This is a genomic window from Thalassospira lucentensis, from assembly GCF_032921865.1.
Classification (GTDB): Bacteria; Pseudomonadota; Alphaproteobacteria; order Rhodospirillales; family Thalassospiraceae; genus Thalassospira; species Thalassospira lucentensis_A.
The window spans coordinates 1542643-1555510 of sequence record NZ_CP136684.1 but is presented as its reverse complement, the minus strand read 5'-3'; the positions used below and the strand labels follow the sequence as shown (position 1 = coordinate 1555510).

The window sequence follows — 12868 nt, the reverse complement described above, 5'->3', positions numbered from 1 at the left end:
TTGTTACTGCCAAGAAGAAACATCTTTTATAAAAATAAAATCAATCATTTATATCTGATTGATAATTATATCCATTTCGCCTGAAGTTTCTTCGGAGGTAAGTCGTCGGGCGTTTTCATATCCGAAATATCGAGATTGATTGCCAGGACTCCGCCTAGCCCACCGACCGTCATTTCTGAAATACGGCGACCGACCCCGTCCTTGTCCAGACCGGAAAGATACGCATCACGGGCCGCCCCATCGACGAAATCAATGGTCAATACATGGGTGAAACCCTGACTAAGCCCGCTCCCCAATGTTTTGGGACCCGCAGCAAAGGCCAGAATTCCCGGCGTTTCAAGGGCAACTTGCGATAATTCTTCAAGAAGGTCCGTGATCTGTGCTGCCAAAACACCGTCTCCGATCTGTAACAGCACGATGTGACGCAACATCAGGGTTTGGCCTCCGCCAGTTTGGCCGGATCAACAGACGCCGGCAGCAAAACAAATTTACGTCCCATGCGGTTCATATGACCGGCATGCAGGACGGCATCTTCGCCTGGACCAAAGAAGATATCCCCGCGTACCGGGCCACGAATGGCGCCGCCCGTATCTTGCGCAACCATCAGACGATGAAATCTGGCATCGGCATTCATCGCATCATCGGTTTCAAGCCAGATCGGAACTCCCATGGCATGGAAACGCCGATCAACGGCCAATGACCGCCCTGGTTCCAGCGGTACGCCCTGCGATCCAAGCGGCCCGGCATCAGGGTCATCCGGATCGGTTTTCAGCGGATTGAAAAACACAAAGGATGCGTTGGTATTCATCACATCATCGGCCTGATCCGGATGGGTGGATAACCATTGCCGAATGGTTTGCAGCGATACGGTTTCGCGCGTCAGTTCACCCCGTTCAATCAATTCCCGACCAATGGCGAAATAGGGATGGCCGTTGGTGGCGGCATATCCGATGCGCAATACACTGCCATCTGGCAACACAACCCGGCCTGATCCCTGGATTTGAAGGAAAAATGCATCCACCGCGTCATCAACCCAGACAAGTTCAAGATCACGCCCGGCAAGAGCACCATTTTCAATCGCTTCTCGGTCATAATACGGCTTAACGCTTTTACCCTCGATCCGGCCAACCAGCGTTGTGCCCTTAAGGTCCTCGCGAAACGCACCAAGATCAATGGAAACCATATCTTCGGGTTTCAGGTAGATCGCCGTCTGAAATGGTCCTTCGCGCGTCAGGTTACCACGCAGTTCCGGTTCGAAATAACCGGTAAACAATCCTTCGGGATCATTGTTATTTCCGACCAGATATGGCTTGAACCCACTTTGGAAAAAAGTTCGTGCATCTTCCTTGCGGATAGTATCGGGCTCCAGCGCCAATGCGGTTTCACATAATCTGCGCCAGTCGCCAACCGTTCCCATCCGCGGGTCCGGGCCGATATCGCGTTCATCGCCTCGTTTGATCATTGCCGCACAGGACCGCTGAAACGCTTTCAGGCTGCCACGCATATCGTCTGTCTGCCAACCATCAAGCTGGCTGAAATCAGTTGCGTTAAGCGTCAGCGTATCAGCAGGTTTTTCAACCACGTCGCCCAGTCCGAGAAGACCGGCGATATCGGTCCAAAACAGCCAGACAAGGGCACCAGCCGCCCCGATAAAAACCGCAAAAAATGAAAGAAGGCGCGACAAAACCAGACGTCTTTTCAAGGCAAAACCCGTTATCTGCAAATTCGGATCAAAATCGGCATGATTGTTTGATCAATACTCGAATATTTCGATTATTTGCCGCGATTGTCCAAAAACATGTTTAACAAGCCGATAATCGAAACCTGCCGGAGGCCATCAAACCGGTAAAATCAGGCAATAAAAAAGGCGATCCGTATGGATCGCCTTTGTCTTTTTGTCCCGCAATGCGCCAAGCCATTGCAAAATCCTAGTGAAACCTACTGCGTGGTTTCTTCTTCCGGCGTTTCGGTCGCAACCAGCTGCCAGTTGGGATCGCGGCTTTCGATATTGCGCGCAAATGTCCAAAGGTCTTCGGCCTCGATCACCTGATTCGGATCGCCCGAAACCACATCGCCGTCATTGTTGCGAATGACCGATACTTCCTCGGACACGAACTTGATCGTAATATAGGCGGTTCGGCCTTCAAGCGTGGCGTCGTGGATGGTAGCACTCTTGATACCGACCAGGGTGGTTTCCTCGCGCTCGCCCTTTTCGGCGCGGGCATCAATGGCTGCGGCAAAATTCTTGTAAACCTCGGCTGAAAGAAGCGGGCTCAAACCATCCTTGTCGCCCTTGGCAAAATATTCGACAATCATTTCGAATGCCATTCGCGCCCCGTTCAGGAAATCCTGCTGGGTAAAGTCGGGATCGGCTTTCTGGATTTGCTGCAATACGCCAAAGGTGCTGCTGTCGGCTGCGACCGTTCCGTCAGCCTTTCCGGCTGCCTTATCGGCATCGGGCAGGCGATATACATTATCCGTCGGTTGCGGTGCGCCATTTTTGGCACCTTTGCTGTCATCCTCGTGTGAACGACGGCCAAAAACATCCGTTGGCCCCTGCTTTTCCTCGCCATTGCGGCGCCCAAGGGTACTGCGCAGGCGCAAAACCAGAAAAACAGCGATCAATGCGAAAAGAATGATGTCGAAATACTGCAAGCCCGGACTCTTGATCTGTAAGGTTTCGAAAAACGCCAAAAACAGCAAAACTGCCGTGGTCGAGAAATGGTATGGACCGAAGCGAATGCAAGGGCAACTCCCGATCGCATTTAAAATGTGATCGGTTTCACCATGTTCATTCGCACAATCATCATATTGTCGCGAACACGGTGGTAAACTGCCGCATTTTCGTCCAGTTATACCGGTAGTTTGCCGCCAAATTCAGAAAGTATTTCAGGCAAGATTAAAGCGAAATACCTGAAAACCAACATGTTTATGCAATACTGCGCTTTGCGGACCGGTCCTGTCAAAGTATGTTTGCCTGACAGGCTGTGATCAAACCTGATCATATCGACCAAATGCAAAGCCGAGCGGAGCAAAAATGGGCTTTTATTTTCTGGCCATCTTCGTGGCCATGCCGATCATCGAAATTGCCGTCTTCATTCAGGCGGGCGAACTGATTGGCCTGTGGCCGACGATTGGCATCGTCATCCTGACCGCCGTGGTCGGAACCTCGCTGATGCGCGCCCAGGGTTTGCAAACCCTTGCACGTGCACAGGCCCAGATGGATCAGGGCGAAATGCCGATTGGCGAGCTGTTTGACGGCATCTGCATTCTGGTTGCCGGTGTGCTGCTTCTGACTCCGGGTTTTGTCACCGACACCATGGGCTTCCTGTTGTTGGTCCCACCACTACGCAGGGCGGTTGGTGCCGGCGTCATTATGAAACTGGTTCAGTCAGGTAATATCCGCACCAATTTCTCGCGCCGAACCTATGGCAATCCGGGCTCGTCATCAGGCGGTGCTTCTGCTCGCCCCGGGCGACGTCCAGGCAGTGGTCCGATCATTGATGGTGATTTCGAAAATGTCAGTCCAGCCAACGGAAATGGCGAGGGCCGAGATGGAACGGGTCACGACACCAATGATGATGATCCCCGCAATCTGCCACCCAAAAATTTGTAATATCGATCTTCCGCCTCGTTTGGCGTAACCGTTTGCATTGATCGATATCGACAGGACCTTTGGCCATACGCCGGGTCCTGTTTTCGTTTTGGTGGCATGTTCAATGCCTTGCAAGACGTTCTTTAAACCTGACCAAACAGACCACAGGAAATCACATACGAAATGCCCATGTTGCGCCATTTATGACGTTGCGGGATGTTACGGCGATTTTCTTGCCCGTACCCGGAAGACATGCTAGGCCATGAGAAGACATGCCGCAGGGTTGCGGCGTCAGAAACAAGCATATCAGCCAGTTTCAGATTATCTGACCATGTAGCCAATGCCTTGGCAGATACATTCTGAACGGCTTGTTTCTGATCAAGACCAAGATTTAAGGGAGTTAGACTTTAATGGCCGAAAACACCACCGGTGCAGCACAGGGCGGCGAAGAACAGAAGCCGGCTGGCAACCCGATCACGATCCATACCCAGTACATAAAGGATCTTTCCTTTGAAAATCCGAATGCACCGGAAAGCGTAGCCCTGCAGCAGCAGCCGAAAATCAACATCGACGTCGATGTTGAGGCGCGCACCACGCAGGACCAGAAACTTCACGAAGTTACCGTCAAGATCAACGTCAAGGCCGATGTTGCCGACAAGGTCGCCTTCATTGCCGAACTTCAATATGGCGCGGTCGTAACGCTTAATGTTGCCGACGAACACCGCCTTCCGGTTCTTCTGATCGAAGTTCCGCGTATGCTGTTCCCCTATGTCCGCAAAATCATCTCTGACCTGACGGCCGATGGCGGATTCCCACCGTTGATGATGCAGCAGATTGATTTTGCTGATCTTTTCCGCAAGAAATTCGCCAAACAGATGGAAGGCCAGCCTGCAGGCAACGCCTGATTTCCTGCTTTGAGCGTTTTGGTACGATATCAAAACAAAGGCCGCCAAACGGGCGGCCTTTTTATTTTAATAACGAAATGATATTCGTGATCAAGCTTGGATGATTCTGGCTCAGAACGGCCGCGCGATCACCATAAAGACAATGATCACCATTAAAACTGCCGGTACTTCATTGATAATACGATAAAATTTTTGCGGTTTCGTATTATTGTCCGCTTCAAACTGGCGACGGCATCGCGCCAGCATCATGTGGATGCCGGTCATGATCACAACGCACAAAAGCTTTACGTGGAACCATCCTTCGGTCATCGCACCGCTGGCATGAATCAGGTAGCCCCCGAAAATCCAGGCCGCAATCATCGCGGGATTCATGATCGCACGCAGCAATCGGCGTTCCATGATCTTGAACTTCTCGGCCGCTTCCGAACCTGGCGCTACTTCGCAGTGATAAACAAAAAGCCGCGGCAAATACAAAATTCCTGCCATCCAAGCAATGATGCTGATGACATGCAGGGATTTTATGACGCTATAGGTATCCATGTCTCTCTCTTCTGGTCGATCCGGGATCATCGATATCAGGCGATTTCAAACAGAATAACCTCTTGAACGGCATGCGGAAATGCCCAAACACATAACCGCCTGCCGCATCGCGCCTGGGATCAGGATTCTATCACGCTTTGCCAGCACCCAGCGGCTGCTTGGCAACGGCACAGCTATGTTCGTCCGGGCACCACCAACCACGCGTTTCCACCGCGTAATCATCGGGTCCGTTCTGATCAAGTGTCTGCTGCGTCTCGTTGACCACTTCAACCAGTCCGCTGATAAAGCGCGGATGCGAACACACGGTACGAACCCGTTCATAAACCGGGATTTTCAGCTCGTCGGCAATCTCGCGATATTCGATATCGAGCTCGACCAGCGTTTCGGAATGCTCGGTGACAAAGGCAATCGGAACGATCACGAGCGGTACACCATCCTTGCCGGCACGTTCAATCTCGTGCTCGGTCGAGGGGCCAATCCATTCCATCGGACCAACCCGGCTTTGATAGCAGACCAGCCAGTCCAAATCCGCAATCGCCATCTTGTCGACCACGGCCTGGGCCGATTTTTCAATCTGCAACTGATAGGGATCGCCGCGTTTGGTAATCACGGCCTTTGGTACCCCGTGGGCGGAAAACAGCAGGCGCGGCTTACCAACGCCAAGCTCGACCGACTTTTTCAGGGCATTTTCATATCCGTCCTTGACCATTTCGGCAGATGCTTCAACAAAACCCGGATTGGTCGGATAACAGCATGCGGTTTTTATCGGCGTATTCAAACCAACCTTATGGCAAGCCCGTTTCCAGTCCTTGACCGATGAGCCGCTGGTGGTCGTTGAAAATTGCGGATAAAGCGGCAGCAAAATCTGTTCATCCGCACCCCATGCCTTTACCGCAGCCGCACTGTCATCGGCAAACGGTTTCCAGTAACGCATCGCAATGAAACAGCGGTTTTCATAACCGTCATCAAGCCCGTTAAGCGCTGTTTCAAGCGCATCTGCCTGATCCTGGGTGAGTTCCAACAACGGCGATTTTCCGCCGATATGATCATAAATCTCGCGCGCAATAGGCGCGCGGCGGCTGGAAATAAGCTTTGCCAGAAAATACCGGAACGGATTGGGCAAACTGATAATCGCCGGATCATTAAACAGATTGAAGAGGAACGGTTTTACCGCATCCGGCCCATCCGGCCCGCCCAGATTGAAAAGAATTATCGCGCGTTTTTTACGCTTCGTCTCGGACATCGGCATATCCTTCATGGCGTTTTGAAACTGTCCGGTTCATTCCGGAAGCCTCGTTTTTGGATAAACCCGTCCCGCTTCCTTTGATCCCGCGGTCATAATGGCCAAACAGGATATAAGCGCAACGGGTTTAAGCCATTTTACGCATTGAATTTTTCAATCGATTTGATCGATTTCAATTATCACCGATAATTTCGAATAAATTCGACCAGTTTGCCGACATTTTCAGGCGATGTTTCCGGCGTGATGCCATGGCCCAGATTGAAAATGAACGGACCATTGCGCAGCGTATCAAGAATACGGCGGGTCTCTTCAATCATCTCGTCCCCGCCGGTAATCAGATACATCGGATCAAGATTTCCCTGTACCGGTCCCAGCGGCTGAAGGTTTTCCGCCACCCATTTCAATGGAACGCCACTATCAAGACCAACCGCATCCACACCGGTATGCTGTTTGAAGTCGATCAGATGCAAACCAGCACCCCTTGGGAAGCCAATCACCGGCAAATCCGGATGTACTGCCTTGAGATTTGTGACGATTTTTTTAGTCGGTTCGATCACCCAGCGTCTGAACCCGTTTTCCGAGAGTACTCCGCCCCAAGTTTCAAACAGCTGGATGCACTCTGCACCAGCTTCGACCTGTTTCAGCAGATATTGCGTCGTGGCTTCTACAAGAATGTCGATCAAACGTGAAAATCCGTCCGGATCGCCATAGGCAAATCGCCTGATATTGGCAAAATCCTTACTGCCTTTGCCCTCAACCATATAGGTTGCCACGGTCCATGGCGCCCCGGCAAAGCCGATCAGGGAAATATGTGACGGAATGGATGTCGAAAGCTTTGCCACTGTCTCGTAAACGGGGCCCAGCGTATCGTGAATGCGATCAACATTTAGTATACCAAGGCCAGATGCATCGCGAATGGCGTCAAGCTGCGGTCCTTCTCCCTGCTTGAAGGCCAAATGCTGTCCAAGTGCCTGTGGTATGACGAGGATATCGGAAAACAGAATTGCCGCATCGAAGTCATAGCGCCTGAGCGGCTGCAAGGTAACTTCGCAGGCAAGATCAGGATTATAGCAAAGATCGAGGAATGAACCTGCCTCGGACCGTGTTGCGCGATATTCCGGAAGATAGCGACCCGCCTGGCGCATCAGCCAGATCGGCGGTACCGGCAATGTTTCACCGGCAAGGGCACGCAAAAAGGTCTTGGTTGGTTTGGGCATGACGTTTCCTGTTTGACTGCCCGGAACTGCCTTTCAAGGGGCGTTTCCGGGTATGCTAGTCCCGATCCTTTTTGTCAGGCACGATAGCCTGACGTTTATGTCCGGTTTCCTATTCCTGACCCATGAATTGTGTCCTGAAGCCTGTCCAGGCCGTTTTTCCACCGTGTCTCTAACAAAACCTTCTTTAATAAAAAAGGATGTTGTTTGTTAGTGGTTACCTGTGGATAACGGGGATCAAATTTGGTGCACAGTTTATCCACATTGCGACTCGGGAAAAATGATTCATCTCAAACTATCTTGGGGAAAACTGGGGACGACTCCGAACAACTCCCAAAGGTAAGCTTGGGAAAAGCCGTTTTTGAATAATGGGGATAACGGGGATTAATCTGGTTTTTGCCTTGTTATCCCTGCTATTAGGGAAAAAATTTTCCGACTATCCCCCGTGGGATGGTTGCTTTGAGAAATTTTGTATGACGTGCAGGATAAAATCTGTGGAAAAAATTTGGCCGGAGTCGCCCCCGTTATCCACAATTATCCACAGGCCCGACTCCATCGGTTTAATTTGTGGTTGGGATTGCAGTGCCCTGTCAGATGACAGATGATCGAAATATCGAACACCGGATTTCGGTTAAGTGATGTGAAACGCTGGCAGATTGCAGGACTGCGATGATTGACGACGACAATATCTTTCACCTTCATCTGGTATCGGATTCCACCGGTGAAACCGTTGACGGGGTTGCGCGTGCCTGCATCGCGCAATTTCCCGATGTACGCGCACATGAACATGTCTGGTCACTGATCCGCACTGATGCACAGCTTGCCCGTGTTCTGGCCGATATTGAACGCAACCCGGGCATTGTGCTTTATACGGTTTTCGATATGGATATTCGTCGCAAGCTCGAAGAAGGCTGTCGCCGTCTGCAGGTTCCGCACAGCCATGTGCTTGATAACACCATCACCATGATGGCGGGTTATCTGGGGCAGCAATCGCGCGGCCGTACCGGGGCTCTCCATAAAATGGACGAGGATTACTTCAACCGGATCGAAGCCATTGATTACACCTTGTCCCATGATGATGGGCAATCGACCTGGGATCTTGAAGAAGCCGATGTCGTGATTGTCGGTGTATCGCGCACGTCAAAAACCCCGACCTCGGTCTATCTGGCCAATCGCGGTATCAAAACCGCGAATGTGCCGTTTGTTCCGGGTTGCCCGTTACCACCGGAACTCGACAAACTCAAAAATCCGCTGGTGGTTGGCCTGATCAAGGATGTAGATCAACTGGTATCGATCCGCAAAAACCGCTTGCGCCAGATCGAACGGGGTGAGGGCGGGGATTATGTCGACCCGGTTGCCGTGCGAAACGAAGTCCATCAGGCACGCCGTTATTTTACTGATCGCAGCTGGAAGATTATCAATGTCACAAGGCGTTCGATCGAAGAAACGGCTGCTATCATTCTGTCGACCATGTATGACCGGCGCGGTCATTAATTAAGACATCACGTAATTACAGGGTACCAATACATGACCAGACTGATTCTGGCGTCTAGCAGCAAAGCCCGACATTCCATGTTGACAAATGCCGGTGTGGATTGTGAGGCAATTGCCTCGATGATCGACGAAGACGGTTACAAGCAATCGATGAAGGCCGAAGGTGCCAGTGCTGCCGAAGCTGCCGAAACGCTTGCCGAAATGAAGGCGTTGCGCATGTATCGGCAGCAACCCGATGGCATCGTTATTGCCGCCGATCAGATGCTGGAATGCAACGGGATCTGGTTTGACAAGCCGCGCGACCGCGATAATACCCGCGCCCAGCTGCACGCCCTTCGTGGTAAAACCCATCAGCTGGTTTCAGCAGCGGTGATTTACAAGGAAGGTTCGCGCATCTGGGGTACCATCGATACCGCCCATCTGACTGTCCGCAACTTCACTGATGAATGGCTCGAAGACTATCTCGATGCTGCCGGGGAAGAGATTTATAACTGTGTTGGCGGTTATCAGCTTGAAGGTATCGGCGCACAGCTTTTTACCGAAGTCCGCGGTGATTATTTCACTGTGCTTGGTTTGCCGCTTTTGCCGCTGATTGGCTTCTTGCGCGATCACGGTATTCTCAAAGCATAATAAACGACATTAAGGCAGGAAATTTTCATCATGACTTCGCGGATTCCTTATCGAACGCTGTCGGGTACCTCGCGCCTTGCCGGTGTGATGGGCTGGCCGGTGTCACATTCCAAATCGCCGCGATTGCATGGCTACTGGCTGGCAAAATACGGGATCGACGGTTCCTATATGCCGCTTCCAGTCGAACCGAAGAATTTTCAGGATGCCCTGAAATCCTTGCGTAATCTGGGTTTTTCCGGGGTCAATGTCACCATTCCGCAAAAGGAAATGGCGATGCCCGAATGTGATGAACTGTCCGACCGTGCCCGTCGCATTGGGGCAGTCAATACCGTGACCTTTGCCAAGGACGGCCGCGTATTGGGCGATAACACCGATGGGTTCGGCTTTATCGAAAACCTTCGCCAGGAAGCTCCGGATATCGATTTTGCACCAGGTCCTGCGGTGGTGTTGGGGGCGGGCGGGGCGTCACGGGCGGTTTTGGTTGCCTTGCTTGACGAAGGAATCCTTGAAATCCGCATCGCCAACCGGACACGCAAACGTGCCGATGATCTGGCGGCCGAGATTAACGATCCGCGCATCAAAGTGGTGAACTGGCCGCTTGATCCGGCGGATTTGGCCGATGCGTCGCTTGTGGTTAATACCACAAGCCTTGGTATGGTCGGGCAGCCGAAACTTGAAATCGATCTTGAAGGTTTGCCAAAAACCGCCCTTGTGACCGATATCGTTTACGTGCCGCTGATCACTGATCTGCTGGCACAGGCCAAAAAACGTGGCAATCCGGTGGTTGATGGGCTGGGCATGCTGTTGCATCAGGCACGTCCGGGATTCCATCGCTGGTTCGGGATTGATCCGGAAGTCACGCCAGAGCTTCGCGAATTTGTTCTTTCGCCGGATTAATCCGAATTAAGATCACAAGGCACTATTTATTATGGTTATTTTGGGACTGACCGGGTCCATCGGCATGGGTAAATCGACCGCGGCGGGGATGTTTCGTTATCTTGGCGTGCCGGTCCATGATGCCGACGAGAGCGTTCATCGTTTGATGGTACCGGGCGGGGCGGCGTTTGATCCTATCATCTCCGTATTCCCCGATGTTCTGAAAGACGGCCGGATTGATCGCCAGATACTGGGGGCAATCGTTTTTGCCGATTCCGATGCGCTGAAACGTCTTGAAGCCGTCCTGCACCCGCTGGTTCGGGCTGAAGAAAACAGATTTCTCAAACTTAACCGTCTGGCGCAAAGATCACTGGTTGTGCTGGATATTCCACTTTTGTTTGAAACAGCAGGTGAAAAACGCTGTGACGACGTTGCGGTAGTATCGGCACCGAAATTCATTCAACGCCAACGTGTTATGGCGCGATCAGGGATGACGGACGCCAAATTTTCCGCCATTCTTGCCAAACAGATGCCGGATCGCGAAAAACGTCGCAAAGCTGATTTTATTATTCCGACAGGCTTGGGTCGGGCTGTAACTTTCGCTACGATACGAACCATCGTTGACCAACTGGAAAATCGGACCTGATATGCGTGAAATTGTCCTTGATACGGAAACCACAGGCCTTGATCCCTATGCTGACCATCGCCTTGTGGAAATCGGGTGTATCGAGCTTTTCAATCACATGCCGACCGGGCGGCAATATCATCAATATATCAATCCGCAGCGTCCAATGCCCAAAGAGGCATTCGATGTCCACGGCCTTGGCGACGATTTCCTCAAAGACCAGCCGGTCTTCGCGGAGGTGGTAGACGATTTTCTCGAATTTATCGGCGATGACTCACAACTCGTGATCCATAATGCCGCGTTCGATATGAAATTCTTGAATGCGGAACTTGAATGGCTGAGCAAGCCGAAAATAGCGATGGACCGCGCGATTGATACCGTGCAGATGGCGCGCAAAAAATTCCCCGGATCCCCGGTCAGTCTTGATGCGCTATGCCGCCGCTTCAAAATTGATAACTCGAACCGTACTTTGCACGGGGCGCTACTCGATTCCGACCTTCTTGCATTGGTTTATCTTGAACTGCTGGGTGGTCGGCAGCACGGCCTTTCGCTTGATTCCAAGGTTACTAAAAAGGTTGTCATTGATACGCCGCGTATTGTGGGGCCAAAAGAAAACTACCTGGAACCAAGACCACATATTCTCAGTGAAGATGAGCTTGCGGCGCACCAGACCTATATTGAGAAAAAGTTCTCTGCTGCCATCTGGCTCAAGCGCGAAGAAGTTTGATGTGACCGGCATGTTTTTCCGATATGCCGCTTTTTTGAAATTTAGCTCTCTTCGCCAAATCCTCTCTCCACTTTTTCAACGTCTATTCTTGGGCCGGTCGGTTTTTAAAGGGTCGGACATTATCGGCTGTTCGGTGATTGCTCTGCTGGTGTTGGCATTTGCGGTACAGGATGTTCGAGCGCAATACCTGCCCGAACCCGAAATTCCGGTTCAGCAGCAGACAACAGACAGTTTTATCAATGGAAAACTTGCTTATACCATCCACCGGTCAGAAGGTGGTGGTGATCCCATTCGCCCCGAACCTGGTTATTTCGATGATCTTGTCGTCTCAGTCTTTCAGGATGCCTGTCTGCCTTATGTCATTGCCGAGCAAGCGCCTTGGAAACGCGTCATGGAACAGGCAATGCAGGGAGCCCGGCATGTTATCTATCCGACAACTCGCACGGCTGACCGTGAGGACAGCTTTAAATGGGTTGGCCCGATAAGCCGCACGATCTGGAACCTGTATGGTTACGCGGATGCGAAATGGCAAAACATGCCGCTCGAGGAAATCCTTGCTTCGGCTCGTATCGGGGTTTTGCTGGGATCGGCCCGTGAACCCTATTTGCGCAGACGTGGCGCACAGCAGCTTGTTCTGGTGCCGCGTGAAGACCTTCTACTGCCGATGCTGCAGGCCGACCGAGTTGATCTGATTGCGATTGGTGGTTCTGTATTGCGACACTATCGCGACATTGTTGATCCTAGCGCACAGCAACGCGACATTGACGGCATTTTGCCGTATCGCAGCTGTTTCCTCTATATGGCGATCAGCAACGCTGCTCCGATTGATGAAGTAGAAACCCTACAAAATTCCCTTGATAAGAATAAGAAAAGTGGTCAATTCATCGAATTACGCGAAAAACATGGCCTATCTTCGGATATCGACAGCGCCTTTTTGAGGGCAATGTTGAATCTCGATAATAACGGTGTCGCCTGTCTTGATCTTTTCGGGCGGGATGACTGACACAGTTTGTGAAGAC

General features: G+C 51.6%; 14 protein-coding genes. 8 read left to right on the top strand and 6 right to left on the bottom strand.

Translation table 11 applies throughout. From position 1 onward, the window contains the following. Positions 1–65: 65 nt before the first annotated feature. The 3 genes from R1T41_RS07720 to R1T41_RS07710 form a co-directional block, all read right to left on the bottom strand. Positions 66–431, bottom strand: coding sequence for a Dabb family protein (locus tag R1T41_RS07720; RefSeq protein WP_062960362.1), 366 nt, complete (start codon positions 429–431; stop codon positions 66–68). Continuing rightward, positions 431–1702: a murein transglycosylase A gene (locus tag R1T41_RS07715; protein WP_317341043.1), complete on the bottom strand. Its 1272-nt coding sequence runs from the start codon at positions 1700–1702 to the stop codon at positions 431–433. Before R1T41_RS07715 ends, R1T41_RS07720 begins: the two co-directional genes overlap by 1 nt. Positions 1703–1938: 236 nt before the next feature. After that, a complete protein-coding gene (locus R1T41_RS07710) occupies positions 1939–2655 on the bottom strand; it encodes a Tim44/TimA family putative adaptor protein (protein WP_209220759.1) in 717 nt (238 codons plus the stop codon). A 382-nt stretch (positions 2656–3037) separates the two neighbouring features. On the opposite strand from R1T41_RS07710, the gene R1T41_RS07705 reads away from it, so the two are divergent. Beyond that, positions 3038–3616: an FxsA family protein gene (locus tag R1T41_RS07705; protein WP_062950024.1), complete on the top strand. Its 579-nt coding sequence runs from the start codon at positions 3038–3040 to the stop codon at positions 3614–3616. A gap of 389 nt (positions 3617–4005) precedes the next feature. Then, positions 4006–4500, top strand: a complete 495-nt coding sequence (gene secB / locus R1T41_RS07700) for a protein-export chaperone SecB (protein WP_062950026.1) — start codon at positions 4006–4008, stop codon at positions 4498–4500. Between the two features lie 111 nt (positions 4501–4611). Here secB and hemJ read toward each other — a convergent pair whose 3' ends face one another. The 3 genes from hemJ to hemE form a co-directional block, all read right to left on the bottom strand. Continuing rightward, positions 4612–5040: a protoporphyrinogen oxidase HemJ gene (hemJ, locus tag R1T41_RS07695; RefSeq protein WP_317341039.1), complete on the bottom strand. Its 429-nt coding sequence runs from the start codon at positions 5038–5040 to the stop codon at positions 4612–4614. Positions 5041–5170: 130 nt separating this feature from the next. Continuing rightward, complete coding sequence (gene hemH, locus R1T41_RS07690) at positions 5171–6283, bottom strand: ferrochelatase (protein WP_317341038.1); 1113 nt, start codon at positions 6281–6283, stop codon at positions 5171–5173. A gap of 179 nt (positions 6284–6462) precedes the next feature. Further along, positions 6463–7500, bottom strand: a complete 1038-nt coding sequence (gene hemE / locus R1T41_RS07685) for a uroporphyrinogen decarboxylase (RefSeq protein ID WP_317341036.1) — start codon at positions 7498–7500, stop codon at positions 6463–6465. A 666-nt stretch (positions 7501–8166) separates the two neighbouring features. Here hemE and R1T41_RS07680 point away from each other — a divergent pair. From R1T41_RS07680 to R1T41_RS07655, 6 genes are read left to right on the top strand one after another with little or no spacing between them, the layout of a single operon-like run. Continuing rightward, a complete protein-coding gene (locus tag R1T41_RS07680; RefSeq protein WP_037989244.1) occupies positions 8167–8991 on the top strand; it encodes a pyruvate, water dikinase regulatory protein in 825 nt (274 codons plus the stop codon). 33 nt (positions 8992–9024) lie between these two features. After that, positions 9025–9621, top strand: a complete 597-nt coding sequence (locus R1T41_RS07675; RefSeq protein ID WP_317341032.1) for a Maf family protein — start codon at positions 9025–9027, stop codon at positions 9619–9621. A gap of 30 nt (positions 9622–9651) precedes the next feature. After that, the gene (locus R1T41_RS07670) at positions 9652–10518 is read left to right on the top strand and encodes a shikimate dehydrogenase (protein ID WP_317341031.1); all 867 of its coding nucleotides are present in this window, start codon (positions 9652–9654) and stop codon (positions 10516–10518) included. A gap of 31 nt (positions 10519–10549) precedes the next feature. Then, positions 10550–11143, top strand: a complete 594-nt coding sequence (coaE, locus tag R1T41_RS07665; protein WP_317341029.1) for a dephospho-CoA kinase — start codon at positions 10550–10552, stop codon at positions 11141–11143. Between the two features lies 1 nt (position 11144). After that, a complete protein-coding gene (gene dnaQ / locus R1T41_RS07660) occupies positions 11145–11849 on the top strand; it encodes a DNA polymerase III subunit epsilon (protein ID WP_114109242.1) in 705 nt (234 codons plus the stop codon). After that, positions 11779–12852 carry a transporter substrate-binding domain-containing protein gene (locus R1T41_RS07655; RefSeq protein ID WP_317341026.1) on the top strand — a complete coding sequence of 358 codons (1074 nt, stop codon included), beginning with the start codon at positions 11779–11781 and terminating at the stop codon, positions 12850–12852. Before dnaQ ends, R1T41_RS07655 begins: the two co-directional genes overlap by 71 nt. The last annotated feature ends 16 nt before the right edge of the window (positions 12853–12868 follow it).